We start from the raw sequence: 25,960 nt of genomic DNA on the forward strand, positions 1-25,960 counted from the left end.
GGCGCAGACGTTGCGCCATATCGGGGGTAAGATTTTCATGTCCGTCCGTAGGTTCAATTCGCTTGTCGCCGCCATGGTCGCCTCGACCGCGATGCTTGCCGTTCCGGCGCAGGCTGCCACGATCTATTTCGACGTTCCGTCGCAGTCGCTGGGCCAGGCGCTGATCGCATTCTCGAAGCAGGCCAAAGTGAAGATCGTCTATCCGGCGGCCAAGATCCGCGGGCTGACGGCGGCCTCGGTGCGCGGCACGATGACCCGGCAGGAAGCGCTGAGCCAGCTGATCGCCGGTTCGGGCCTGCGCGTGGTGGGCGATGACGGTCAGGTGGTGGCGCTGGCCCAGGCCACGGAGGGAAACGGTCCCGTTGCTGCGGCGAGTGAACCGGCCCCGGAGCCCGACATCGTCGTGACCGGCTATCGCCAGTCGATCGAGGAAAGCCTGGAGCAGAAGCGCCAGGCCAATGCCTTCGTCGAAGTCATCAATGCGGAAGACATCGGCAAGTTTCCCGACAAGAACGTCGCCGATGCCCTGCAGCGCATGCCCGGCGTGGTCATCACCCGCGACGGCGGCGAAGGTTCCCGCGTCAGCATTCGCGGGTTGCAGCCCGGTCTTACGCAGACCTTGCTGAACGGCAACTTCCTGGCCGGCGCCGACAGCGGCGATCCCCAGCGCTCATTCAACTATGTGATGCTGCCCGCCAACTTCATCGCCAGCACCGAAGTCTACAAGTCTTCCGAGGCACGACTGGAAGAAGGCGGCATCGGCGGCACGATCATCCTGAACACCCGCCGTCCCTTCGACGTGCCTGCCGGATCCGGCTTCATCTCCGCCGAAGGCACGTATTCGGACAATAGCGACAAGTTCGAGCCGCAGATCGGCGCGCAGTTCTCGTGGAAGAACGAGGACGAGACGATCGGTTTCCTGGTCGGCGGCGTCTACCAGAAGCGCACCAACCGCGAGATGCGCTCCACCGCGGGCACCTGGCGCTGGTGGAGCGATCGCGGCGCCGATGGCCAGGTCCTCGAACGCGCGACCGACGTGAACGGCAATCCGATCGCCAACGATGCGGCGGTCTCCTACTGGACCGGCGGCGGCCAGAGCACGATCGACGGCGATCACTACACCGGATACTGGGCGCCGCAGTCCGTGCGCGCCGAAGTCTTCGACCAGGATCGTGAACGCTTCGGCATCCAGGCGACCGCGCAGTTCCGTCCGACCGAAAACCTGACGATTACTGCGAACTACTTCCGTTTCGAATATAGCAGCGACTATGTGATGAACCAGCTAACCATTCCCGAGTGGGGATATGGCAAGTTCTTCAGCGACGCGGTGTTCGACCAGAGCGGCACGGTGATGAAGTCCGCCGCCTTCTCGGTCGACGGCGCGCCCTGCCTTGCCGCGACGCCGATGTGCACGATGGAGACGCCGCGCCTCACGGGCTATTATTCCAAGGAGAAGCAGCACTCGCAGACGTTCGAAGGCGAGGCGCATTACAAGCGCGACCGTTTCGACGCCGTGCTGAAGGTGGGCAAGACCGCGTCCCGCGGCGGCCCGACGATGCGGTTCCAGATCGCGGCCAAGCCGCGCATCACCGTGACGGGCCAGGAGCAGAACGGCAACTTCCTCAGCGCCTGGGATCTCAGCAGCAAGGGCGTGGCGATGGAGTTCTCGCCCGAACTGCAGCAGAACCTGATGAACGGCGTGGCCCAGATCGACATCGGCGGCACCAATTCCAGCTTCACCAACAGCGCGATCGATCAGCCTTACGTCCAGCTGGACCTCACCCGCTCGTTCGATGGCAGCTTCCTGCGCTCGATCCAGCTCGGCGGGAAATGGCGCCGCCTGAAGGTCCACCGCGAGACCGGGCGCAACGAATGGTACGCCGATGCGGAGAACAAGATCCGCTACCAGAACACGCCGGCCGGCGCCGTGGCGCAGCCGGAATACTTCTACGATACGCCGATGGGCAACATCAACGGCGGGTTCAGCGCCAACCTCTATCCCGGCGTGGATTTCAAGCGCTATCTCGACATCATCAATGAGCGCTACGGCCCCTCGGTGCGCGAGCCGGAGCCGAACAACGTCTACAATCTCAGCGAGGAAGCGCTGGGCGGCTATGCCCAGGCGAACTTCGGCAGCGGAGGCCTTCGCGGCAACCTGGGCCTGCGCGTCGTCAAGACCATCCAGCGCGACGAGACCTCGGACCGCCTCCAGTACCTCGTCGACTACTGCGTCGACGGACCGGGCGGCCCGTTCGATCCCAATCGCCCTCTGGGCGCGGACGGCAATTGCCAGGTCCTGCCGCTGGCCAGTCGCGAGATCATCGAGAACATTCGCCTGCACGAACGCAAGAGCTACACCGATGTCCTGCCCAGCCTGAACCTGTCCTATGACATCACCCCCACGCTGCTGCTGCGCGGCGCGGTGGCCAAGGTGGTGTCTCGGCCCTCGATCTCGGACCTCGCCGGGGCGCGTTCGCTGACCTACAAGTCGGAAGCCTATGCCTTCGACCGTGACCAGTTCGGCGAATTCGCCGGCTGGTCGGGCAGCGGCGGCAATTCGCAGCTCAAGGCGTTCAAGGCCTGGCAGTACGACATCGGCCTGGAATGGTACTTCCGCCCCGGATCGGTCGTCGGCGCCACGGCTTTCCGCAAGGACGTGTCGAACTTCATCGTTCCGCTGGTGATGGACGTGACCCGCGACGTGGCCGGCGATCAAGTGCTGATCGAATCGTACTCCACGGTCGCCAACGGATCGAGCGCCGTCTCGCAGGGCGTCGAAGTCTATGCGCAGCACACGCTGCCCTTCGGCCTCGGCGCGCAAGTGAACTTCACCTACAACGACACCTCGACCGCCGACGTGACGCTCGACGGAGAGAAAGTCGGCACCTCGCCGCTGGTGGGCAGCGCCAAGACGCAGTTCAACGCCTCGGTCTTCTACGAGACCCGCCGCATGCTGCTGCGCGCCTCGTACAACCGCCGCGGAACCGTGGTGGGCGGCCTGTCCTCGGGCCTCAACAGTTATACCGCGCCTTACGAGCAGGTGGACCTTAACGCCTCCTACGAGATCCGGGACGGCCTGATGCTCACTGCCTCGATCATCAACCTCACCAAGTCGCACGAGTGGCAGTACCTGGGCAGCGACACCAAGGACCGCCTGACCAGCTCGGTCTACTCGGGTCGCCGCGCTTACGTCGGCATCTCGTACAACTTCTGACATTCCGGCCGGCCCGGCGCTGCAGGCGCCGGCCGGCCCTTTGCCTTTCTTGCGGAAACCTTCTCCCATGCGCAGACTTGCCTTTGCCGCCCTTTCGTTGCTTGCGACCGTGTACGCTCCCGCCGCTCTCGCCTGGGGCGGGCGGGGCCACGCGGTGATCGACCAGGCCGCGCTCGATACGCTGCCGGACGACGGCCCGGTGTTCCTGCGCCGATATGCCGAATATATCGGCGAAGAGGCGGGGGCGCCGGATACCTGGCGGTCTTCCTCGGAGCCGTTCTCCAAGATCGACGAGGATCCCAACCATACCTGGTTCGTCGAGCGGCTCCGTTTCCTCGATCCGGTGCCGCGCTCCCGCTATGCCTTCGTGCTGGCGCTCCACCGCGAGCATGAGCGGGTGGTCAAGACCGACCCCAAGGCCGCCGAGCGCCTCAACGTGCGCTGGACGGGCACGATGCCTTATGCCGTGATGGAAGGCTACGGCCGCATCGTGGCCGGGATGCGGAGCCTGCGGTCCAAGCGTTCGAAGGGGGAACCGACCGCGCATATCGAGCAGACGCTGGCATTCTACACCGCCTGGATGTCGCACTATATTGCCGATGGCACCAACCCGCACCACGTCAGCATCCATTGCGAGGGCTGGTTCGGCGACAATCCCAGGAACTACAATCGCAGCGGCGGCATCCATGGCCATTTCGAGATCGGCTATGCGGATTCCATCGATCTGCAACCGGCCGATTTCGAAAAGCGCATCGGCGTGCCGCAGCGGCAGGAAGGTGACCTCTTCACCCACGTCCTCACGTTCCTGAACGAGAGCAGCCGGGACGTGGAGACGATCTTCGCGCTCGACAAGCGCGGGGTGCTGGCAGACCCGGCGAGCCGCGAGGGCCGCGAATTCGTCTACCGCCGCAGCGCGGCAGGCGCCGCCATGCTGCGTGACCTGCTGACCCGCGCCTGGAAGGAAAGCGCCCGGCCGGGAGAGGGCGATCCGCGCCCGCAGGATCCCGCAGGTCCGCACTACGACCCGGAAACAGGATCGGCACCCGCGCCGCTCACTGCCCCTTGACCAGGAGAACCCCCATGCTTTCGTTCTCCCCTTTCATGAGCCTGGATCGCCGCACCCTGATGAGGGCCGGCGGCGGCCTGGCGCTTCTGGCGGGCGTGCCTGCCTCCGCCGCGGTACTGACCCGCCCGCTCGGCGCCGATCCTTTCACGCTGGGCGTGGCTTCGGGCGATCCCTGGCCGGACGGCTTCGTGATCTGGACCCGGCTGGCCCCGCGCCCGCTCGATGAGCACGGGGGGATGCCGCAGGCTGCCGTGCCGGTGGGCTGGGAAGTGGCCGAAGACGCGGGCTTCCGCCGGGTCGTGAAGAAGGGGCAGGCACTGGCGCGGCCCGAACTGGGGCATTCGGTTAACGTCGAACTGTTCGGCCTGCAGCCCCATCGCCACTACTGGTACCGCTTCACGGCGGCCGGCAGCGATACCAGCCCAGTCGGCATGGCCCGCACGGCGCCCGCCGCGCAAGCCGCCGTCGATCGCCTGCGCATCGGCGTGGCGGGGTGCCAGCACTGGGAGGCGGGCTTCTTCGACGCCTGGGGCGCCCTGGCGCAGGAGCCGGACCTCGACCTCGTATTCCACTATGGCGACTACATCTACGAAGGCCGCGGCAACCCGAAGGCCGTTCGGCAACATGCGGGCGACGAGATCTACAGCCTCGACGACTATCGTCGCCGCTACGCGCAGTACAAGGCCGACCCGCACCTCAAGGCGGCGCACCAGGCCTGCGCTTTCGCGGCCTCGTTCGACGATCACGAAGTGGACAACAACTGGGCGGGCGACTTCGATCAGGACGGCACGCCGCCCGAAGTGTTCCTGCTGCGCCGCATGGCGGCCATGCAGGCCTGGTACGAGAACATGCCGGTGCGCCGCGCGATGTTCCCCGGGACGCAGGGCATCACGGCCTATCGCCGGCTCGACTACGGGCAATTGCTGCGCACCCATGTGCTGGATACGCGGACCTTTCGCACCGACCAGTCCTGCGGCGATGTGGCGCGTTCGGATGCCTGTACGCCGGAGGCCCATGCCAGCCCGCAGATGCTGGGTCATGCGCAGGAAGCGTGGCTGGACGAGGGGCTTTCACGGCCCTCGACATGGAACCTGCTGGCCCAGCAGGTCATCGTCATGCCGCTTGACGTGCGCGCGGCGGGGGCCGGCAAGCCCACGTTCGAGACGGATCTCTGGGATGGCTATCGCCCGGCCAGGGCGCGCCTCGTGGAAAGCATCCGCAAAAACGGGCTGACCAATGTCGTGATCGCCACGGGCGATCATCACAAGCACGCGGCCGGCATCGTGCCGGAGCGCGACGAGGCGCCGGACGGCAAGGCCGTCGCGGTCGAGTTCCTGGCGACCTCGATCTCGTCCGGGGGCAACGGCCATGGCGAGGCCGGGCTGGCGCACGTTCTCGACAACAATCCCAACCTCGATCTCTACACCGATCGCAGGGGCTATCAGGTGTTCGATGTGACGCCGCGGCTTTGGACCACGCATGTGAAGGTGATGGACGACGTGGAAAAGCCGGACGGCACCGTGCGGACGCTGATGCGCTACGAAGTGGCGCCCGATGCTGCGGCGCTGCACCGGGCCTGACGGGCAACCTGTCTCCGGTCAGGCATGCAAGGGGTCAGGCCATGTGAAGGGTCAGGACCAGCGCCAGGCTCATCGCGCCCAGCACCAGCAGTGAAAGGACCACGGCGGCCGTGACCCGGCCGCCGGCGGACGCCACCGTGCGGACATCGACGCCCAGTCCGAGCGCTGCCATCGACACGACGGTCAGGCAGGTCGCCGTAGTCTCGGCGGGCGCGATCAGGCGCTCCGGCACGAGGCCGAACGAGCGCAGCGCGATCAGGGCCAGGAACCCGACGATGAACCAGGGCACAAGGTGATGAAGCGCCGGTCTCGCGCTGGCGGGGCGATCTCCGGCGGGGTCGCGAGGCGAGGTTCCTCCCGTTTCGTTGCAGAGACGCGGTGCGGCGAAGGAGAGCAGCAGGCACACCGGCCCGAGCATCAGCACCCGCACGAGCTTCACCAGCGTGCCCATCTGCACGGCCACCGAGCCCAGCGGCGCCGCAGCGGCGAGGACTTGCGGCACGGCATAGACGGTGAGCCCCGCGAGCGCGCCGTACTGCAAGCCGCCAAGGTGCAGGGCCGCTCCGAACAGCGGCAGCACGAGAACGACGACGACGCCCAGTACGGCGGTAAAGCCGATCGAGGCCGCCACATCGTCACTTTCGGCGCCGATCACGGGGGCAACCGCGGCAATGGCCGAGTTTCCGCAGATCGAATTTCCGCAAGCGACGAGCAAGGCCATGCGCGCGGGCAGATGAAGCAGGCGTCCGACCACGAAGCTTGCGGCAATGGCCAGCACCACTACCGCCGCGATGCCGAGCAGCAGGGCCGGTCCTGCCGCCAGGATCGTCGCGGCACTGACGGAAACGCCGAGCAGGACCACTGCCGCCTCCAGCAGGAACCGCGCGCTGAAGGCGATCCCCGCCTGCCAGCGCGGATCCGGCGTCCAGATGGAGCGCAAGGCCGTGCCGATCACGATCGCCAGCACGAGCGCCTCCAGCCAGGCTTCCCCCAGAAGCGCCTGCTCGGCGCGTTGGCAGAGGTAAGCCGCGCCGGTGACGGCCAGGCAAAGCGCAAGGCCGGGGATCAGGCGGATCGCTCCGGTGCGCAGGGTCGGTGTCACGGCTGTCTCCTTGGGTCAGGAAACAGATGCTCTGCGAAGACCGATCGTACTAATGGCGAGTTGTTGTCGTTCCAATCTGTCGGAGAGATTGATCGCGCGCCTTGGATCGGCGGTCCTGGCAGCCTAAGGCTTGCGCGAGACGTGTAAGCTGGCCGGCGTCTCCATCGGTACGATCGCTTCGGTCGATCGATTCAGGCCTGCTCGCGGATCAGATGATCCAGTCGGGCTGCGCTTCGTGGTCGCGGATGATGTCGAGCAAGGCATCGGCCGCCTTGCTGCGATAGCGCTCCTTCTGCCGCAGCCCGAAGAAAGGCCGCCGTGGCAGGTGAAACGGCAGGGCATGAAGGGAGCGGGCCGCCAGCGCGGTATCGACGACCAGCTTGGAGAGGACGCCGTAACCCGCGCCGGTCAGAACGGCGGCGAGGACCGCTTCGTTGGACGGCAGCGTCAGCACCACGTCGAGCGCGCCGGGATCGAGACCGCGATCGCGGACCGCCGCTTCGAACGTCGAGCGGGTGCCCGAGCCTTCCTCGCGCATGACCCAGGGCGCTTTCGCAAGCCAGTCGTTGGTGACCGCCTCTACCGGCTCCCGGCCGACCATGACCATCTGGTCGGCGCCGACCGGCCAGCGTGCCAGCGCCGGATCGTCGACGGCGCCTTCGATGAAGCCCAGTTCGGCATCGCCCAGATGGACGGCGCGGGCGCTCGCCTCGGTATTGGCGATGGCGACCGACAGCGCGATCCCCGGATAGCGGCGCTTGAATGCGGCAAGGCGCGCGGGCAGCCAGTAGCCGGCGATGGTCTGGCTGGCGACGAGGCGCAATGTCCCGCGCTTGAGGCCGCCATATTCCGCCAGGGCCAGTTCGGCGCTGGCGGCACGGGCGACGACGGCGCGGGCTTCGTCCAGGAACATCCGGCCGGCGTCGGTAAGCTCGATCCCGCGACCGACGCGGTTGAACAGCTTCACGTCGTGGCGGATTTCCAGCGCTGCAATCGCGCCGCTTGCGGCCGACTGGGTGACGTTGAGCGCCCTGGCCGCCCGAGTGACATGCTCCCGTTCGGCGACCGCGATGAAGATGCGCAGCTGTTCAAGCGTCATCCTGGCGATGTGCCCCGCGCCTTGGCGGTTGGCAAGGCGCGGGTGCAGGAAGGTGTTCGATATTCGGCGCGGCGGGGGATCGCTCCCCGCCCGGTGTTCGCCAATGGCGATACTCAGTGATTTGGCGCTCAGTGATTATGGGCGCTCAATGATTGTGACGGGGCGTTTTTTCGGCGATGCGGCGGTACTTGACGGCCATCTCCATCACCGCGCCGTCAGCCATCTGTCCGGTCTTTTCGCGGAACAGTTCCTCCCACGGCGTATGGCTCTCGGGGATCGGCGGCGGCCCCTCGGCTTTGCGGGCGGCGATCTCGGCCTCGTCCACCAGGGCGTTGCAGGTGCCGGCGCGAATGTCGATGCGGATGGTGTCACCGGTGCGCAGCCACGACAGCCCGCCCCCGGCGGCGCTCTCGGGCGAGCAGTTGAGGATCGAGGGGCTGTCCGAAGTGCCCGACTGGCGGCCGTCGCCCAGGGTTGGCAGCCACTGCACGCCCAGCTTGATCAGGGCATCTGGCGGCTGCATGTTGACGACTTCTGCCGAGCCGGGCCAGCCTTGCGGACCGGCGCCGCGCATGACCAGAATGCAGTCCGCATCGATCTGCAGCGCGGGATCGTTGATGCGGTGGTGGTAGTCCTCGCCCCCTTCGAATACGATCGCCCGCGCCTCGAACGCGCCTTCCGAGCCGGGGCGGGAGAGGTAGCGGTCGTGGAATTCGGCGCTGATCACCGAAGTCTTCATGATGCCGAAGTCGAACAGGTTGCCCGAAAGCACCAGGAAGCCGGCCTTTTCGCGCAAGGGCGAGGCGAAGGGCCGGATGACCTCGCGGTCGCGCGCTTCGCGGCCCTGGAGATTGTCGGCCAGGGTTTCGCCGGTCACGGTCAGGCACTGGTCGGCGAGGACGCCGGCCTGCTGCAGTTCCCACATGATCGCAGGGACGCCGCCGGCACGGTGGAACCGTTCGCCCAGGAAACGTCCGGCGGGCTGCATGTCGAGGATCAGCGGCAGGTCGTAGCCATGTTCGGTCCAGTCGGCCGCGGTCAATTCGACGTCGGCATGTCGGGCCATCGCCATGATGTGCGGCTGCGCATTGCTCGATCCGCCGATGGCGCTGACCACGCGGATGGCGTTGAGGAAGCTGTCGCGCGTCAGGATCCGCGAGGGGCGCAAGTCCTCGTGCGCCATTTCGACGATGCGGCGCCCGGTTTCATAGGCGTATTGGCCGCGTTCGCGATAGGGCGCCGGGATGGCGGCGCAGCCCGGCAGCGAGAGGCCGAGCGCCTCGGCGACGGCGTTCATCGTCGAAGCCGTGCCCATGGTGTTGCAGTGCCCGGCCGAAGGTGCGCTGTCGCAGGCACGCTGGAGGAATTCCTCCTCGTCGATATCGCCCGCCGCCAGCTTGCGGCGGCTGCGCCAGATGACGGTGCCGGAACCGACGAGATCGCCTTCGTGCCACCCGTCCAGCATCGGCCCGCCGGACAGGACGATGGCGGGAATGTCCACCGTGGAAGCGGCCATGACTTGCGAAGGCGTGGTCTTGTCGCAGCCGGTGGTCAGGACCACGGCGTCGATCGGATAACCGTAGAGGATCTCCACCAGCCCCATGTAGGCCAGGTTGCGGTCAAGCGCGGCGGTCGGGCGGCGGCAGTTCTCGAATATGGGATGAACGGGGAACTCCATCGCGATCCCGCCCGCATCGCGAATGCCGTCGCGCACTCGCTTCGCGAGGTCCAGGTGGATGCGGTTGCAGGGCGACAGGTCGCTGCCCGATTGCGCAATGCCGATGATCGGGCGGCCGGAGCGCAATTCGTTGGGGGTGATGCCGTAGTTCATGAAGCGCTCGAGATAGAGAGCCACCATGTCCGACCGCGCAGGATCGGCGAACCAGTCCTGCGAGCGGAAACGGCGTTCGGGAATAGCGGTCATGGTCTTCATCCTCTCTCGGCACTGCCGCTGGACACCTAGCACATCCTGGCGGCCCCAATGCAAGGGCCCCGGCGACCGCGGGGGAAGAATGGACGATGACTTGCGGATGGCGGGCCTGCCGGGCCCCGTCGTTACGCGGTGGTCGAAGGCGGGGCCGCGCCGATGATGAGGCCGTCGCCTATCCATTTGCCCAGAAGGGCGGCGGCGCGGGCCATGCCGGGTTCCTCGCCCAGCGTCTCGGCCAGCGACGCGCAGAGCGCCGTGAAATCCTGCCCCGCGGCGCAGAGGGCGATGGCCTGCTCTTCTAGGGCATCGATGGTGCGAAAGGTGGGGGCGAAGTCCTGCCGCCACACCAGAAGCGCGGCGGTTTCCGGCAAGAGCGCGGCTGCGGGCGGCGTTTCGCCGGCAGCCAGAGTCGACCAGATCGCGGCCGCATTCGTCGTGGCGGGAAGGATCTGCAGGCTGGGCGCGAAGTGGAGGACGGCAGTGTCCCAGTCGACCGCCGCGAGATCGGTCAGTGACATCGGCACGGCATCGGGCGCCGTGAACGCGCGGGACAGCGCCCATTCCAGCGCCGCCAGTTCGGACACTTCCGCATCACCGGGATAGAGGCGGGCCAGCGTCTCGGCAAAGCCGGCGGGATAGACGTCCAGCGTCCAGGCATGCGGCGGCACCGCGTCGATATGAGCGATGGAAGCGGCGAGAAACGCTTCGTCGCCCAGCCAGGCATGGGTGTGCCCCAGCGTTTCGGCCAGGCATGTGACCAGCTGCGTGCGATAGTTGTTCTGATAGACCGACAGGCCGGGCCGGGCGGCCGGGCCGATGCGGCGCGCCGCATGCTCGGAAGCTTCGACCAGCCATCCGCGAAAATCGCCCTGAAGTGCCGCGAGGTTCATGCCGCCGCCTTTCGCCGGGCCGCCGTACCGATGCGGCGCGCCGTCCCCAGTTCGGCCAGCAGCTCGTCCAGCGGGGGGATGGCGTCGTCCCGCTCGATCATCGTCGCCACCGGGCCGAGGCGGCTCATGGCATGTTCGTAAAGGGTCCAGACCGGGGTCGGGACGGGGCGGTCATGCGTGTCGATCAGCATGTCCTCGCCCTGGCTGTGCCCCGCGAGATGGACCTGGCGCACCCGCGCGGCGGGGATGCCGTCCAGATAGGCGACCGGATCGAAGCCGTGGTTCACGGCGCTGACGTGGATATTGTTGACGTCCAGCAGCAGGTGGCAGCCGGTGCGCTGGCACATGGCATCGATGAAGGCCCATTCGCTCATCGTCGATCCGTCGAAGGCGACGTAGCTGGAGGGGTTCTCCACCAGCATCGCGCGGCCCAGCACATCCTGCGCCAGGTCGATGTTCGCGCAGACCACGTCGAGCGCTTCGGCGGTATAGGGCAGGGGGAGCAGGTCGTGGGAATTGAAGCCTTCGAAACGCGACCAGCTGAGGTGGTCGGACACGAACAGCGGCTCGATCTCGTCGACGAGTGCCTTCAGCCTTTCGAGATAGGCGCGGTCGAGGCCGTCGGCCGAGCCGATCGACATCGAGACGCCGTGCAGCGCCACCGGGTGGCGTTCCCGCACGCGCCGCAGGATGTCGCGAGGGCGGCCGCCATCGACCATGAAGTTTTCCGAGATCACTTCCACGAAGTCGACGTCGACCTCGGTTTCGAGAAAGTCGCGGTAGTGCTCCCTGCGAAGGCCGAGGCCATAGCCGGAAAAAGTCGGGACGGATGCGTTCATGGTCATGCTCGCGGCAGGTTGGCGGGGGGAAGGCGGGCCCGGGCGGAAGCGAAACCGCCCGGGCCGTCCTGCACGTTACTTGGCCTCGGTGGTGCGGCCGCCGGCAGCGGCGCAGGCCTTGGCGGTCATTTCCTTGAAGCCGTGGCCCTTGCACACGTTCATGCCCTTGCAGTCGTTCTGGGCGGTCTTGCAGTCCGAAGTGCCCTTGCAGCTGTTGACGCCGTAGCAGTGGATGGCTTCGGCCTTCGCGTCCTGGGCGCTCGCGGGCACGGCATTGGCAGCGGCGCCGAGAGCGAGCAGGGCGGCCGTGGCGGCGAAAGTGATGCTGGTGGACTTGGCGTTCATGGATCGATCTCCCGACGGGTAGTGCCGGTTTGGCCCTTCCAGTTCGGCGCGGAGCGGGCCGAGGTTACAGCGCCGACGATTTCTTTTTACCAGCGCAGCACGCGAGGCCCCAGCAGGGCCCCGGCGCCCGCCGCCAGCGCGATGCCCAGCGTATACCACGTCAGCACGAAGATCGCCGAGACTTCCGGGCAGTGCAGGCAATAGAGGGTCGCCGCGCAGGACCCTGCGGCAAGCCCCGCTGCCGCCCCCGCCGCACGCAGCCGCGTGGGCGCCAGTCGGCGGAACGACCAGAGCAGGCCGACGAAGATCGGCGCGGCCAGCATCAGCACCAGCGAAGAACAGACCTTCCAGCTATGCCCCAGCCACATCGCCAGCCATTCCGCCTGCGGAACATGGGCCATCTCTACCACGCCGATAACGGCGAGCAGGCAGACCTGTACGGGCAGCAGCCATAGCCAGCGCGACGCGGACCTGCCCGGCCGCGCCAGTCGGGCGACCAGGATCAGCGCGCAGACCGTCAGCGAGAGCGTGTAGAGCCACTTCACCCAGAACGAATAGCCGCGCATCGCCAGGCCCAGATCGGGCCGGATGCCCAGGCCGATGGCGATCAGGATGGCGGTGGCCGCGCCGCCCATAAGCAGGCCCAGCGCGATCCGCCGGGCTACAGCGTGGCGGCGCACCGGCTTCACGTCGGCCGAGAGCGTGTCGATGAGAGTCTCGACGTTCATCGCCGCTCTCCCGCGATACGGGCGGCCAGCGCCTTGAGGCCCCGATGGACCGAGACTTTCACGTCCGACGCGCCAAGGCCCGCGCGGTCGGCGGTTTCGGTGATGCTGAGGCCGTCGATCCGAGTGGCGCGGATGGATTCCGCCTGCTTGGGCGGCAGGTCCGCAAGCAGGCGGTCCAGGTCCATGCGGGCGTTGCTGGCATCCTCGAAACCTTCGGCAACCAGGATTTCCTCCAATCCCTCGATAGGGCAATTGCGGCGGCGGAGCCGGAAGTGGTCGATCATCTTGTAGCGCGCGACCGCAAAGAGCCATGGGGTGAACAGGCGGTTACGGTCGTAAGTGGCGCGCCGGGTATGCACGGCGATCAGCGTTTCCTGCACGAGGTCCTCGATATCGTCTTCGCCGCCCTGCATGCGGCGGCGATAGAAAGCGCGGAGCAGGGGGACAAGCGCACGCAGCAACGCGGCATGAGACGGCGCGTGACCATTCAGCCCGCCGACCATCATCGCCCTCAGTTCGTCTTCGCTTGCCTGCATCGATGCTCCTCACCCCCATTCGGGAAAGCGGCCGCAAAGGTTACAGGTCTGTCTAGAATAAATTTCGGCGCCGCGCACTGTAACCTTCGTCGGCATCGGTCCGAACTGGCTTTCATGAAGCGGCCGAATGACCGGCCTGCACGAAAGGTGACTTCCGCCATGAACAAGACCCCCGCCGCGCTCGCCGCCGCCCTTGCCCTGTCCGTCGCCGGCCATGCCGCCGCGGCGCCCGCCGCCCCCATGGAAAAGTGCTACGGCGTCTCGCTCGCCGGAAAGAACGATTGCAAGGCCGGTGCGGGCACCAGCTGCGCCGGTACTTCGAAGACCGATTACCAGGGCAATGCCTGGAAGCTGGTGAAGGGCGGTTCGTGCGAGAAGATCAAGACGCCCAAGGGCCACGGCTCGCTGACGCCCAAGGCCTGAACCTTTCAGCGAACCCGTTCAGCCCGCATCCGGCCGGTGCCGTGATCGGCCCTGGCTCCGGATGCGGGCGCTCTTTCACGGAACACCGAGCCATGCCCAAGCTCCAAGCCTTTTCCGATCGCGCCGCCGCGCTGGCGGCCCGCCTCCTGCCCGAGGATCTGCTCCTGCTGATCGCCCGGCTGGGCATAGCGGCGGTCTTCTTCCAGTCCGGCCGCACCAAGGTGGAGGGCATCCTTACCATCACCCCCAGCACCTTCGAGCTGTTCCGCAGCGAATATGCGCTGCCGCTCGTATCGCCCGAATTCGCGGCCAGAGCGGCGGCCTATTCCGAACATGTCTTCCCGATCCTGCTGGTGCTGGGGCTGTGCACCCGGCCGGCCGCAGCCGCCCTGCTGGGCATGACCGCCGTCATCGAGATATTCGTCTATCCCGATGCCTGGCCGACGCATCTCAGTTGGGCTGCGATCCTGCTGCCGCTCATCGCGCGCGGCGGCGGAGCATGGTCGCTCGATGCGCTGATTAGAAACATGCCGGGGGCGGGGCGGACGGTCAGTGCGCCGACATCGAGAAGGGCCTGACCCCGCGACCTGAGCCCCAGGCCTTGTCGGGCCGGGCCTGCATCACGAAGCGAAGCGTGCCGCCGCCGCGTATTTCGGCATCGGAGATCCATGCGCGGTCGAGCGGGCGTCCGTTCAGTTCCACTTTGCCGACATAGAGATTGGCCTCGGAGAAGTTGTCGGTCTCGATGGTGAAGGTCTTGCCGCCGGGCAGCGTGATGGCGGCATGGCTCACAAAGGGGCGGCCGATCACATACTGGTTGGATCCGGGCGTCACCGGATAGAAGCCAAGTCCCGTGAAGACCAGCCAGGCCGACATCTGGCCCAGGTCGTCGTTGCCGGACAGGCCGTCCGGCGTGGGCTTGTACTGGCTCTCGACGATCTGCTTCAACCGCTCCTGCGTGCGCCACGGCGCGCCGGCATGGGCGTAGAGGTAGGCGACGTGATGGCTCGGCTCGTTGCCGTGGATATATTGACCGATCAGGCCGGAAATGTCCTCGGCATGGCTATAGTCCAGTTTCGAATTGTCGAAGTCGAACATGGCGTCCAGCCGGGCGATGACCTTGCCGTCGCCGCCGAGCATGCGGAACAGCCCGGCCTGGTCCTGCGGCACGAACCAGCTATATTGCCAGGCGTTGCCCTCGGTATAGTCCGAACCGTAGTTGATCGCGGTGGGATCGAACGGCGTGCGGAAAGTGCCGTCGCTCTTGCGGGCGCGCAGCCAGCCGCTCTTCGCGTCGAAGGAATTGCGCCAGTATCCGGCGCGCTTTGCGAACCGCGCGGCCTGGTCCTTGCGGCCCATGGCCTGCGCCATGCGGGCGATCGTCCAGTCGTCGTAAGCGTATTCGACCGTCTTCGATGCCGCCTCGGGTTCCTTGTCGATCGGCACGTAGCCGCGCTGGATATATTCGGCCAGGCCGCCGTAGGGCGCATAGTCGGCGCTGGCGACCATCGCGTCGAGCGCCCTGGCCGCATCGAACCCGCCGAGGCCCTTGAGATAGGCATCGGCGATCACCGGCGCGGCATGATAGCCGATCATTGTCCAGGTTTCGCGCCCGGCGAATTGCCACACCGGCAGGATGCCCCAGGGACTGTACTCGCGGCTGGCGACCAGCGAATTGACGATGTCGGACGTGGTCCTTTCCGGCTGTACCAGGGTCAGCAGCGGGTGCTCGGCGCGGAACGTGTCCCAAAGCGAAAAAGTCGAGCGGAACGTGAAATCGCGTGCGATGTGGACCTGATCGTCGGGACCGCGATAGCGCCCGTCGGTGTCGCTCCATACGCTGGGTGCGAGCAGGCTGTGATAGAGTGCGGTATAGAGACTGGTCCGCATCTTCGGCGGTGCGTCCATGCTGAGCCGGGCCAGGGCTTCGCGCCACTGCCCCTCGGTGCGGCGGCGCACGGTCTCGAAATCGGCGCCCTCGGCATCGAGATTGGCGATGGCGCCTTGCTCGTCCACCCCGGACAGCGCGACGCGCACTTCCAGCGGCCGGTCCAGCGAGCCGAAGTCCAGCCGGGCCTCCAGCGCCTTGCCCAGCTTCTCGGCCACGCCGTCCGCGCTCCGGCCCGGCAGCGCCTGCGGTGCGCGGAAGCCCTTGTAGGGAACGTGCTCGTCACGGTCGATGAAGGCGTGGTCTTTCAACGGCGCGGAAAAGCGCATCGCGAAGAACAGCTTGCGGCCCGGCGCCCAGCCGCGCGTCTCGCGAAAACCGGTGATCGTGCCGTCCTGGTGCACGTGCAGGCCCGACCACAGGATCTTGCCGGGATAATCGTAGAGGCTGCTGCGCAAGTCGATCACCAGGTGCGCGTCCGTGCCCCTGGGGAAGGCATAGCGATGGATGCCGACGCGGGTTCCGGCGGTCAGTTCCGCACGCACGCCGCTGTCGGCCAGGGTCACGGCATAGTAGCCCGCGCTGGCCACTTCGGTCCCGTGCGAGAAGCGCTGGCGATAGCCGGAACCGGGCCGGTCGGCGCTGCCGGGATCGAGCTTCACGGCGCTGGCCGGGCCGATGGCGGGCATCACCAGCAGGTCGCCCAGGTCCGAGTGCCCGGCTCCTGAAAAGTGCGTGTGGCTGAAGCCCTGGATCGTGCTGTCGTGATAGCTGTAGCCGGCGGCATGGGCGTAGCAATCGCGTATCTGGCAGGTCGCGTCGGTATCGGGTGAGAGCTGCACCATGCCGAACGGCGCGCTGGCGCCCGGGAAGGTATGTCCTTCGGGGCCGGTGCCGATCATCGGGTCCACCCAGCGCAGCACGTCGTCGTCCGGCGCCGCGGCCAGCGGTTGCACGAGAAGGGCGCTGGTCAGCAGAGCGACCGAAAGGAGAAGTTTCATCGCCGCATGATAAGCCGAGCCATGACGGCTGTTCAACCGCGCGGCGAACCTTCCTGGACGGCTTGCGAGGCGGTTCTGCTCATCGGCGGCGGTTCAGCAGGCAGGCAACCGCGCCGGTGGCCGCGATCGGCCCCATCCAGTCCACCTACTGATCGAGCTTCGGCCATACCCGCAGGTCCATCGGCGCCCACCACGGCATATTCGCCCTCAGCCCATGTCCGTAGACTTCGATCCAGCGATACTCCGCCTGCGCCACCTCACGCCCCAGGAAATAGGCCGAGGCCGCCACGGCCCCGCTCCACCAGTTTCCGGTGAGAAACCGAAACAGGCCCTGGATCGCCAGGGCCGCGAGGGTGTGTTCGAGAAGGCTCATCCGTGCCGTCTAGACCGATCGGACGGCCTGCGCATACGGTTCTTGAGCGAAACAGCCGAGGCCGCAGGATGCACATGGCGCCAGTCTGGATCTATCCATGATCTCCCGGCCTTGGCCTTTGGTGGAATGCCGGTATAGCTTTCGAACCGGCAGCGGCCCAAGCGATGTGCCGTCTTCTCCTGCCATGCCGCCGGCCAGAGTGATCCGCAGACGCGTTAAAGAAAAAGCGAAACAACCCATAAGGAGTTCGACTTATGCTCGTGCTGGCCTTTCTGATCGGGATCGTTGCGGGCCTGCGGTCGATGACCGCTCCGGCCGCAGCCGCTTTCGCGGCGCGTTTCGGCGGCCTGCATGTGGCCGATACGCCGCTCGCGTTCATGGGCTATGCCTTCACGCCCTGGATCCTCGGCGTCCTGGCCCTCGGCGAACTCGTCACCGACAAGCTTCCCTCAACGCCCAGCCGCAAGGTGCCGGTGCAGTTCGGGGGCCGTATCCTGACCGGCGGGCTCTCCGGGGCGACCATCGGCGCCGGCAGCGGCAGTCTGATCGCCGGACTTCTGCTGGGCGCGCTCGGAGCCCTCGTCGGCACGCTTGGCGGCGCGGCGGCGCGCGGGGCGCTGGCAAGGGCCTTCGGAAGCGACCGCCCGGCGGCCCTTCTGGAAGATGTCGTGGCAATCGCGGCGGCCGTCATGATCGTGAGCCAGATATGACCGAGCATTTCGACACCATCATCGTCGGCGCCGGTCAGGCCGGTCCGGCGCTGGCGGGGCGCTTGACGGCTGCCGGAATGACCGTCGCGCTCATCGAACGCCGCCATGTCGGGGGAACCTGCGTCAACACCGGCTGCAGACCCACCAAGACGATGGTGGCCAGTGCCTATGCCGCCCACCTCGCCCGCCGCGGTGCCGATTTCGGCGTGAGCAGCGGTCCGGTTTCGGTCGATATGGCCAAAGTGGCGGAGCGGGCACGCCGGATCATCCTCGATGCCCGTCACGGCAACGAGGATTGGCTTCAGGGCATGCCGGGGCTTGAGCTGGTTCGCGGCCATGCGGCCTTCCTCGGCCCGGGGCTCATGGCGGTGGGTGAGCGCCGTCTGTCGGCGCCCCGGATTTTCCTCAATGTCGGCGGCCGTCCGGCTATCCCCGATCTGCCGGGCGTCAAGGATGTCGCCTTCCTGACCAATGCCGATCTGATCGCGACCGACAGTCTGCCCCAGCATCTCGTGGTCATCGGCGGCAGCTACATCGGTCTGGAATTCGCGCAGATGTTCCGCCGCTTCGGCAGCCGGGTCAGCGTGGTGGAAATGGGACCCCGCCTGATCGCCCGTGAAGACGAGGACGTTTCCGAGGAAATCCGCAGTATCCTTGAAGCCGACGGCATCGAGGTGCGCACTTCGGCCACTTGCATCAGCCTGGCCCCGCACGAAGCGGGCGTCTCCGTTGGGGTGGACTGCCAGACCGGCGCGCCGTCGATCCATGGCAGCCATGTCCTGCTGGCCACGGGACGGCGACCCAACACCGACGACCTCGGCCTCGACAAGGCGGGGATCGCCACCGACGCCCGCGGTTACATCACGGTCGACGATCAGCTCGCCACTACATGCGAAGGCGTCTGGGCCCTCGGCGACTGTAACGGCAAGGGGGCTTTCACCCACACCGCGTGGAACGATTACGAGATCGTCGCTGCCAATCTGCTCGACGGCGAGGCGCGCCGCGTCAGTGCGCGGATCCCTGGCTATGCGCTCTACATCGATCCGCCACTCGGCCGTGTCGGCATGACCGAGAGCCAAGCCCGCGCCAGCGGCCGATCGTTGCTCGTGGCCAAGCGTCCGATGTCCCGGGTCGGCCGCGCCGTGGAGAAGGCGGAAACGCTGGGTTTCATGAAGCTTGTCGCCGATGCCGAAACGCGTGAAATCCTCGGCGCCGCCATTCTCGGCACGTCGGGCGACGAGGCGATCAGCGGCGTGCTCGACCTGATGAACGCAGGCGCTTCGATCGACACGCTGCGCTGGGCCGTGCCCATTCATCCCACGGTAGCCGAATTGCTCCCCACACTTGCCCTGGACGCGAAGCCGGATGGCGGCGCGTCATGATTGCCAGCGGGCGGGCATTTGGTAAGGCCGTGGGTCGGGCAGGGGCGCGGAAGGACGGCTCCTGACGGAACCGTCCTTCCCATTCGATCAGGCAGGAGACCTGGGGCGGCCTCGGATCACAGGCTTGCGCGCAGCGATGCGGTGAAGGCCCGCGGCGAACCGTAGCGCGCGCTGCCGATGAACAGGCCCGAATAGTAGGTCTTGTCGAACAGGTTATCGAGATGCACCGCCAGCGACAGCCGCTGCGAGAAGCGATAGCTTGCCAGAAGGTCGACAATCGCGAAGCTGCCTTGCGTATAGATCTCGCCGTTGGGGCCTTCGCCGTCTGCCGTCGTCTTGCCCTGCCACGTCAGGTTACCGCCCAGCGTCAAGCCGTCGAGGTCGCCGGGCAGGCGATATGTCGTGAACATCTTGAAGCTGTTCTTCGCGACTTGCGGCAGCTGGCGCACGCCGTCGCGATCCTTCGCCCGGGCGTTGGCGAAACCGCCCGCCACGCGCCAGCCGGGCAGCACCTCGCCAGTGACTTCCAGTTCGAAGCCCTTCGACTTCATGCCCGACACTGCGTGATAGGCCGTGCTGCCGTCCGGCGCGAAAATGCCGGCGCCGTCGGCCAGGGCATAATTGTCCTGCTTCATGCGGAAGACCGCCGCACTGGCGCTCAGCTTGCCGTCGAGGAAATCGGCCTTGAGACCGGCCTCGTAAGTATTGCCTTCAAGCGGCGCGATGATGTCTCCGTCCACCGTGCGCTTGGTCTGCGGTTCGAACACGCTGGCGTAGCTGACATAGGCGGAGATGGTCTTCGTGAAGTCCAGCACGATACCCGCATAAGGCGTGAAGACGGCTTTCTCGTGCGTGCCCGGCGTCCAGATCCGGGCTGCGCCTTCGTCCTGCGAATAGCTGTCCTGCTTCCACCATGTCAGGCGTCCGCCGGCGATGATGGAAAGCGGCGCAATCGGCTTCAGCCGCGCCACGCCTGCCGCGCTGGTGGTCCGAACGCGATTGCCGCCAAGGGCGCCCGTCGCCGTCAGGTCGGGCTTGGGGTAGCTTCCGGTCTCGAAGAACTCGTAGGCGTTGATGGAGGAGTTCATGTATTCCGGGCCGTCCCACCAGCCGGGGTAGAGCGTCTGGTCGTCGTCGAACTCGGCGTGGCTCAGGTTCAGGGCGATATGCTGTTCCTGGCCGAGTACTTCGAAGCTGCCGCGCAAGTTGGCATAGACGGCGTCCAGCGTCAGGTCCGATGCCCAGCGCGTGGAATAGAGCGTGCCGCCAAGGCCGGTATCCTTGTCGATCGACGAGCCGAAGAAGTACCCGATCGTCTCGTCGTAAGAGCCGGACTTGTGCTCGGCGCTGACCTCCAGATGCCAGTCGCTGCTGAAATCATGGGCCAAGGACGCGAAGAGATTGACGCTCTTGCGGTGGAAGTCCGACCAGTCCGTGCCGCCATTGGTCGACCGCGCGAAATGCGTCTTGGTGCCATCGGTGAAGTAGAGCGGGACCCCGCCGCGCGAGGCAGCTTCGTTGCGGAAGTTCTGGTATTCCACGCCGGCGGTAAGGAGCGTGTTGGGGGTGAGGTCGGCTTCCACCACGCCGTAGAGCGCCTGGCGCTTGACGTGTTCGCGGTCGATGAAAGTGTCGTTTTCCTGCAGGGCCCCGGCCACGCGGGCCCGCACTTTTCCGTCGGACGTCAGCGCTCCGCCAACGTCGCCCTCGAGCCGGTACATGTCCCAGGAGCCGACCGTTGCGGCGGCGGTGGCGCGGGTGGTCGTGCCGGGGCGCTTGCGGACCATGTTGATCGCCGCGGAGGGCTGGCCGGTGCCGGTCATCATGCCTGCCGAACCGCGGATGACCTCTATCCGGTCGTAGGCGATCATGTCGGCCGTGTCTTCGGTGAAGCCATAGATATTGATGGGCCGGGCCACCCCGTCGACGAGGTAGTTCTGCACCGCGAAGCCGCGCGCGGTGTAGTTGGTGCCGTCCGTTCCCAAGGCGCTGGAGCGGTTGGACTGGATGCCGACGATCTGCTCCATCACTTCGGAAATGTCGTAAAGGCCCTGTTCTTCCATGCGGGCGCTGTCGAGAACCGTCACCGACTGCGGCGTCTCGCGAGAGGAGAGGCTGAGACCGGTCGTTTCCGTGGCCCCGGTGACGACGATGGCGTCAGGTTCGGGATCTTCCGCAGTGTCTTCCGCACGGGCGGCGGTGGCGGTCAGCAGACCTATCACCAGCATGGATGGAACGGAATAACGGGCGCGGATCGTGCTTCGAACGGACATCTTTTAGCCTCCCCTGGCTATGGCTCAGGCGGGAAGCTCCCTGCCTCCCCATCTGCGGGCGGCGGACTAATGCGAATGAGTTGCAGATGCAATATCAGCTAAGCATTTATTTTGTAAGGGACAGGAAACCGTTGCGAAACGAAGAGGCTCGCATTGTCGCTGGCTTTGCCGGGGACTGACGGACGTGCCGCTTGACTGGGACCGGTGTGACGAGGTCAGCCTTCCGCGCCGGTCTCGATCGTCAGGTAATCGACCAGCGCCGGAACCTCGCGCGTTGCCGGACCTTCGAAAAAGCGGCGGAAGTCCGGGCTGTCCGAGCGCCGCAGATTGACCTCGATCGTGATCGCGCGGTTGCTACGGGCGTGCTTCACCAGCCCGGCGGCCGGGTGCACCGTCGCTGAAGTCCCGATGGCGATGAACAGGTTTGCGCGAGCCGACAGCTCTTCGCTGCGCTGCCGGTGATAGGGGGTTTCTCCGAAAAGGACGACGTCCGGTCGCAGCGCCGGTTCGTCGCAGGCCGGGCAATCTTCGCGAACGGCGAGACTGCCGGTCCAGGGGAAGCTGCGGTGGCAGCTTTCGCACCGCGCCGCGTCCAATTCGCCGTGCATGTGCAGGACTTGCCGGCTTCCCGCACGCTCGTGGAGATTGTCGATGTTCTGCGTGATGAGCGTGAATTCACCCCGGTTCTCGCGCTGCCAGTGGCGTTCGAGGCGGGCGAGGGCGAGGTGGGCGGCATTGGGCTCCACTTGCGCCAGCTGGGCCCTTCTGGCGTCGTAGAGATCATGCGCTTTGTATCGGTCCGCCGCGAAGCCCTCGGCCGAGCAAAGTGCTTCACGTGCGCGATCGTCCCAGCGCGGGGTGGAGCTTCGGAACGTGACAATGCCGCTTTCGGCGGAAATCCCGGCTCCCGTGAGGATGACGATGTTGGTCAAGCTGTCCCGCGCTGGTTTCGAGGTTCAGGTCGCTGTCCGATCTGCCGCACGTCAGACGTGTGCGACTTCGACCGTCAGGTGTTGCAGCTCGTGAACCGGCACCAGCCGGCGACGGATTTCGGCGGCGTCGATGCCCGGCCTGGCCGCCACGCTGACGATCGCCGAGTGGGCTTCGGGGCCGACCTTCCAGACGTGGAGGTCGGTGATCTGTGCGTCGCCGGGCGTCTCGATCAGTTCCCGTGCTTCCTCTGCGACGTGATCGTCGGTCCGGTCGAGCAGGATCGTCGCCGTGTCGCGCATCAGCGACCACGACCACCGTGCGATCACGACCGCGCCGACGATGCCCATGACGGGGTCCATCCACACCCACCCCAGGTAGCGGCCAGCGAGAAGCGCTGCGATGGCCAGCACCGATGTCAGGGCGTCGGCGAGCACATGGACGTAAGCCGAGCGCAAGTTGTTGTCGCCGCCGTGGCCATGATGATGCCCGTGCTCATGGTGGTGGCCGTGCCCGTGATGGTGGCCATGTCCGTGATGGTGACCATGATCATGACCGCCGGAAAGAAGGAAGGCGGAGGCGATGTTGACCGCGAGGCCGAGGACCGCGATCCACGTCGCTTCGGCAAATGCGACCGTGATCGGCTCGAACAGGCGCAGGAGCGATTCCGCGCCGATCGCAAAGGCGACAATGCCCAGCACGAGCGCCGAGGCGAAGCCAGCCAGGTCGCCCACTTTGCCGGTGCCGAAGCTGAAGGCGCTGCTGCGCGCGTGGCGCTTCGCGTAAGCATAGGCGGCGGCCGCCACGCCGAGCGCCCCGGCATGCGTGGCCATGTGGAAGCCGTCTGCCAGGAGCGCCATCGATCCGGTTGCGTAGCCGGCGATGATCTCGCCCACCATCATCGCCGCCGTGAGTGCCACCACCCAGCGCGTCCGCCGCGCATTCTCGTCATGCGCAGCGCCCAGGAAGACGTGCTCATGGGTGAGGTGCGTGAAATTGCCCAAGGGGGCGGCCATGGGGGGTGCTTGTCCGCTCACTTCGTATACCTCCGGATCACGGTCGCCAGATCCTCCGCGCCCTTGTGACGCTCCTCCTCGGACAGGCCCGGCGCCGCGACATGCGCTTCGAGATGGTCGACGATGACTTCGTCCAGCAGGCCGTTCACGGCCCCGCGCACCGCAGCGACGACGTGGAGGACTTCGCTGCAGTCGGCGTCCCCGGCGATCGCCCGTTCGACCGCCGCAATCTGCCCGGCGATTCGCTTGACCCGTGCCAGCAGTGCGTCGCGGTTTTCGCTGATGTGCGCCATTTCTTCCTCAGGTTTCCACTTTCGCCACCGGAATCGTCGATCCGGTCATGGCGAGCCAGATAGCCTAGGGGGGTATGGTATGCAAGCCTTCGGACCCGCTCCTGCGCTCGGCACGTCCGGGCTCGCTATCGGGCAAGAGGCCGAACCGGCTGCATTTCCCCGTCGCACCGGGCCGGACACTATGTTAGCTGTGCGGACTGAAAGGCGTTCATGACCTACAGCCACGCTCCCTCGCCGCAGTCCACGAATTCGCAGTCTTTTCTGATCGAGGCCAGCGAGCGCCTGGCGACGGCCCGGTCCATGGCCGCGGTTGTCGACATCCTGCGCGATACGGCGCGGAGTGCCGTGGGGGCCGAAGGGATCGCGGTCGTGCTGAAGGACGGTGATCTATGCCACTATGTGGCGGAGGACGCCGCTGCGCCTTTGTGGAGCGGCAACAGGTTCGATGCGAAGCTCTGTATCTCCGGCTGGGCGATGCAGCACGTCGAGACAGTGTCGATTGCCGATGTCCGCAACGATCCGCGCATTCCGCAGGCAGCCTATGCGCCGACGTTCGTTCGCAGCCTTGCGATAGCACCGATCGGCCGGCCCGAAGCCATCGCGGCGCTCGGCGCCTATTGGTCGAAACCGGAGCCGCCGGACGCGGCCAGCGTGGCGCGCCTGGAAAGCCTTGCCGCGCTGGCCGGGATTGCGGTCGAGAACGCGCGGCTGCTCGATCGCAACCGGGAAGACGCCCGCCTCAAGGCCATCATGCTGGCGGCGGGGCGAATGGGAACCTGGTCGTTCGACGTCGTTTCGGGCACGCTCGATGCTTCCGAAACCTGCCGCAAGAATTTCGGACGCGATCCCGCCCTGCCATTCACGTACGAGGACCTCCATGCCTCGATCCACCCTGACGACAGCGCCTGGGTCAATGCCGCCATCGGCACGAGCCTGAAGACGGGCTGCGATTACGATGTCGAATACCGGGTCCTGACGCAGTCCGGCGAGACTCGCTGGATCGGCGTCCGGGGGCAGCCCGCGTTCCGGCCGGACGGTTCTCCCATCGGCCTGTCCGGCGTGTCGATCGACATCACCGAGCGCAAGCGCATGGAAGAGGCGCTGAAGACTTCGGCCGCCACGCTGGAGCACCTTGTCGAGGAGCGCACGCGGGAACTCGTCCGGACGCAGGAAGCCCTTCGCCAGTCGCAGAAACTGGAAGCGATGGGGCAGCTGACCGGCGGCGTCGCGCATGACTTCAACAATCTGCTGACGCCGATCATCGGCAGCCTCGACATGCTGCATCGCCGGAAAGTCGGCGGCGAGCGCGAGCAGCGCCTGATCAATGGCGCCTTGCAGTCGGCGGACAAGGCCCGAACCCTCGTCCAACGCCTGCTGGCCTTCGCCCGGCGCCAGCCGTTGAAGCCCGAGCCGGTGGACATGACCGCGCTGATCATCGGGATGTCCGAGCTGATCGGCACGACGATGGGCCCGCAGATCCAGCTAAGGCTCGATCTGGCTGCGGATCTGCCGATGGCGAACGCCGATCCCCATCAGGTCGAGATGGCCTTGCTGAACCTGTCGGTCAACGCGCGCGATGCGATGCCCCAGGGCGGCGGGCTGGTCATCACCGCGCAGCTTTGCGATTCCGCGCAATCCGTGGCCGCGGGCATGGACGGGGCTGCCTATGTGGTGATCCGCGTCTCGGATTCGGGTCATGGCATGGACGAAGAGACTCAGCAGCGCGCGATCGAACCGTTCTTCTCCACCAAGGGCGTAGGACAGGGAACCGGGCTGGGCCTGTCCATGGCGCATGGATTGGCGCGGCAATTGGGAGGCGCCCTCACGATCGACAGCGCGCTCGGCACCGGCACGACGATCGCGCTCTGGTTTCCGGCGACCTCGGCGCCGCAAGCGCCTCTCGATGCGGTGCCCGTGCGGCAGGTCCGCGCTGCGGGCGTCGCGCTTCTCGTCGACGATGAGGACCTGGTCCGGGCGAGCACGGCCGATATGCTCGTCGATCTCGGTTTCGAGGTCGTCGAGGCCGGTTCCGGCGCCGAAGCCCTGGCGCTCGTGCAAACGGACGCGCGGATATGCGTCATGGTGACCGATCACCTGATGCCGGCGATGACCGGCGTCGAACTGGCAAGAGCATGCCTGGCACTCAGGCCCCTGATGCCGGTGCTGATCACCTCCGGCTACTCCGATGCGGTGGGCCTTGCATCGGATCTGCCGCGGCTGGAAAAGCCTTTCCGGCAGGCCGAACTCTCCGAAGCGCTGGAAAAGATCATGCCGGCCATCGAAGCCGAACCGATCGCCTTCACCCTGATCGAGCCTCCCCCGGCCGAGTGATGGCTCGGTTC

At 66.5% G+C, this 25,960-nt stretch carries 22 protein-coding genes; 8 read left to right on the forward strand and 14 right to left on the reverse strand.

Annotated features, from left to right (window positions below; translation table 11 throughout):
- Positions 1-37: 37 nt before the first annotated feature.
- The 3 genes from EDF57_RS11740 (at position 38) to EDF57_RS11750 (ending at position 5,860) form a co-directional block, all read left to right on the forward strand.
- A complete protein-coding gene (locus EDF57_RS11740) occupies positions 38-3,214 on the forward strand; it encodes a TonB-dependent receptor (RefSeq protein WP_243841021.1) in 3,177 nt (1,058 codons plus the stop codon).
- A 67-nt stretch (positions 3,215-3,281) separates the two neighbouring features.
- The gene (locus EDF57_RS11745; protein ID WP_134094390.1) at positions 3,282-4,280 is read left to right on the forward strand and encodes a nuclease; all 999 of its coding nucleotides are present in this window, start codon (positions 3,282-3,284) and stop codon (positions 4,278-4,280) included.
- Between the two features lie 35 nt (positions 4,281-4,315).
- The gene (locus tag EDF57_RS11750) at positions 4,316-5,860 is read left to right on the forward strand and encodes an alkaline phosphatase D family protein (RefSeq protein ID WP_134094391.1); all 1,545 of its coding nucleotides are present in this window, start codon (positions 4,316-4,318) and stop codon (positions 5,858-5,860) included.
- Between the two features lie 34 nt (positions 5,861-5,894).
- On the opposite strand, the gene EDF57_RS11755 is transcribed toward EDF57_RS11750, so the two are convergent.
- The 8 genes from EDF57_RS11755 to EDF57_RS11790 all read right to left on the reverse strand — a co-directional run bounded on the left by EDF57_RS11755 (position 5,895) and on the right by EDF57_RS11790 (position 13,329).
- Entirely contained in the window at positions 5,895-6,962 is a 1,068-nt protein-coding gene (locus EDF57_RS11755; protein WP_134094392.1) for a putative sulfate exporter family transporter, read from the reverse strand.
- A 208-nt stretch (positions 6,963-7,170) separates the two neighbouring features.
- A complete protein-coding gene (locus EDF57_RS11760; protein WP_134094393.1) occupies positions 7,171-8,061 on the reverse strand; it encodes a LysR family transcriptional regulator in 891 nt (296 codons plus the stop codon).
- A 145-nt stretch (positions 8,062-8,206) separates the two neighbouring features.
- Positions 8,207-9,985: an IlvD/Edd family dehydratase gene (locus tag EDF57_RS11765; protein ID WP_134094394.1), complete on the reverse strand. Its 1,779-nt coding sequence runs from the start codon at positions 9,983-9,985 to the stop codon at positions 8,207-8,209.
- Positions 9,986-10,116: 131 nt separating this feature from the next.
- Positions 10,117-10,881, reverse strand: coding sequence for a DNA-binding domain-containing protein (locus tag EDF57_RS11770; protein WP_134094395.1), 765 nt, complete (start codon positions 10,879-10,881; stop codon positions 10,117-10,119).
- A complete protein-coding gene (locus EDF57_RS11775; RefSeq protein ID WP_134094396.1) occupies positions 10,878-11,720 on the reverse strand; it encodes a DUF692 domain-containing protein in 843 nt (280 codons plus the stop codon). Before EDF57_RS11775 ends, EDF57_RS11770 begins: the two co-directional genes overlap by 4 nt.
- A 75-nt stretch (positions 11,721-11,795) precedes the next feature.
- On the reverse strand, positions 11,796-12,065 hold the full coding sequence (locus EDF57_RS11780; protein WP_132266749.1) for a hypothetical protein: 270 nt from the start codon (positions 12,063-12,065) through the stop codon (positions 11,796-11,798).
- Positions 12,066-12,151: 86 nt separating this feature from the next.
- On the reverse strand, positions 12,152-12,793 hold the full coding sequence (locus tag EDF57_RS11785; RefSeq protein WP_134094397.1) for a DUF1109 domain-containing protein: 642 nt from the start codon (positions 12,791-12,793) through the stop codon (positions 12,152-12,154).
- Positions 12,790-13,329: a sigma-70 family RNA polymerase sigma factor gene (locus EDF57_RS11790; RefSeq protein ID WP_134094398.1), complete on the reverse strand. Its 540-nt coding sequence runs from the start codon at positions 13,327-13,329 to the stop codon at positions 12,790-12,792. Before EDF57_RS11790 ends, EDF57_RS11785 begins: the two co-directional genes overlap by 4 nt.
- Positions 13,330-13,488: 159 nt before the next feature.
- Here EDF57_RS11790 and EDF57_RS11795 point away from each other — a divergent pair, with 159 nt between their 5' ends.
- Positions 13,489-13,752 (forward strand): DUF2282 domain-containing protein, encoded by a 264-nt coding sequence (locus tag EDF57_RS11795; RefSeq protein ID WP_134094399.1) that lies wholly within the window; start codon positions 13,489-13,491, stop codon positions 13,750-13,752.
- Positions 13,753-13,844: 92 nt separating this feature from the next.
- Positions 13,845-14,330, forward strand: coding sequence for a DoxX family protein (locus EDF57_RS11800; RefSeq protein ID WP_134094400.1), 486 nt, complete (start codon positions 13,845-13,847; stop codon positions 14,328-14,330).
- Here EDF57_RS11800 and EDF57_RS11805 read toward each other — a convergent pair.
- A complete protein-coding gene (locus EDF57_RS11805; protein WP_134094401.1) occupies positions 14,302-16,641 on the reverse strand; it encodes a GH92 family glycosyl hydrolase in 2,340 nt (779 codons plus the stop codon). The two genes, EDF57_RS11800 and EDF57_RS11805, sit on opposite strands and share 29 nt — an antisense overlap.
- Positions 16,642-16,786: 145 nt before the next feature.
- Positions 16,787-17,014, reverse strand: a complete 228-nt coding sequence (locus EDF57_RS11810; protein WP_243841022.1) for a hypothetical protein — start codon at positions 17,012-17,014, stop codon at positions 16,787-16,789.
- A 254-nt stretch (positions 17,015-17,268) separates the two neighbouring features.
- Here EDF57_RS11810 and EDF57_RS11815 point away from each other — a divergent pair, with 254 nt between their 5' ends.
- Together EDF57_RS11815 and EDF57_RS11820 are read left to right on the forward strand one after the other, a co-directional pair.
- Positions 17,269-17,724: a DUF4126 domain-containing protein gene (locus tag EDF57_RS11815; protein ID WP_134094402.1), complete on the forward strand. Its 456-nt coding sequence runs from the start codon at positions 17,269-17,271 to the stop codon at positions 17,722-17,724.
- On the forward strand, positions 17,721-19,106 hold the full coding sequence (locus EDF57_RS11820) for an FAD-containing oxidoreductase (protein WP_134094403.1): 1,386 nt from the start codon (positions 17,721-17,723) through the stop codon (positions 19,104-19,106). Before EDF57_RS11815 ends, EDF57_RS11820 begins: the two co-directional genes overlap by 4 nt.
- A 116-nt stretch (positions 19,107-19,222) precedes the next feature.
- On the opposite strand, the gene EDF57_RS11825 is transcribed toward EDF57_RS11820, so the two are convergent.
- The 4 genes from EDF57_RS11825 to EDF57_RS11840 all read right to left on the reverse strand — a co-directional run bounded on the left by EDF57_RS11825 (position 19,223) and on the right by EDF57_RS11840 (position 23,618).
- Complete coding sequence (locus EDF57_RS11825; RefSeq protein ID WP_134094404.1) at positions 19,223-21,379, reverse strand: TonB-dependent siderophore receptor; 2,157 nt, start codon at positions 21,377-21,379, stop codon at positions 19,223-19,225.
- Between the two features lie 215 nt (positions 21,380-21,594).
- Positions 21,595-22,311, reverse strand: a complete 717-nt coding sequence (locus EDF57_RS11830) for an NAD-dependent deacylase (RefSeq protein ID WP_134094405.1) — start codon at positions 22,309-22,311, stop codon at positions 21,595-21,597.
- A gap of 51 nt (positions 22,312-22,362) precedes the next feature.
- On the reverse strand, positions 22,363-23,325 hold the full coding sequence (gene dmeF / locus EDF57_RS11835) for a CDF family Co(II)/Ni(II) efflux transporter DmeF (RefSeq protein WP_134094406.1): 963 nt from the start codon (positions 23,323-23,325) through the stop codon (positions 22,363-22,365).
- Between the two features lie 17 nt (positions 23,326-23,342).
- Entirely contained in the window at positions 23,343-23,618 is a 276-nt protein-coding gene (locus EDF57_RS11840; RefSeq protein ID WP_134094407.1) for a metal/formaldehyde-sensitive transcriptional repressor, read from the reverse strand.
- Positions 23,619-23,828: 210 nt separating this feature from the next.
- Here EDF57_RS11840 and EDF57_RS11845 point away from each other — a divergent pair, with 210 nt between their 5' ends.
- Positions 23,829-25,949 carry an ATP-binding protein gene (locus EDF57_RS11845; RefSeq protein WP_134094408.1) on the forward strand — a complete coding sequence of 707 codons (2,121 nt, stop codon included), beginning with the start codon at positions 23,829-23,831 and terminating at the stop codon, positions 25,947-25,949.
- The last annotated feature ends 11 nt before the right edge of the window (positions 25,950-25,960 follow it).

Source organism: Novosphingobium sp. PhB55, assembly GCF_004368805.1.
Lineage (GTDB): Bacteria > Pseudomonadota > Alphaproteobacteria > Sphingomonadales > Sphingomonadaceae > Novosphingobium.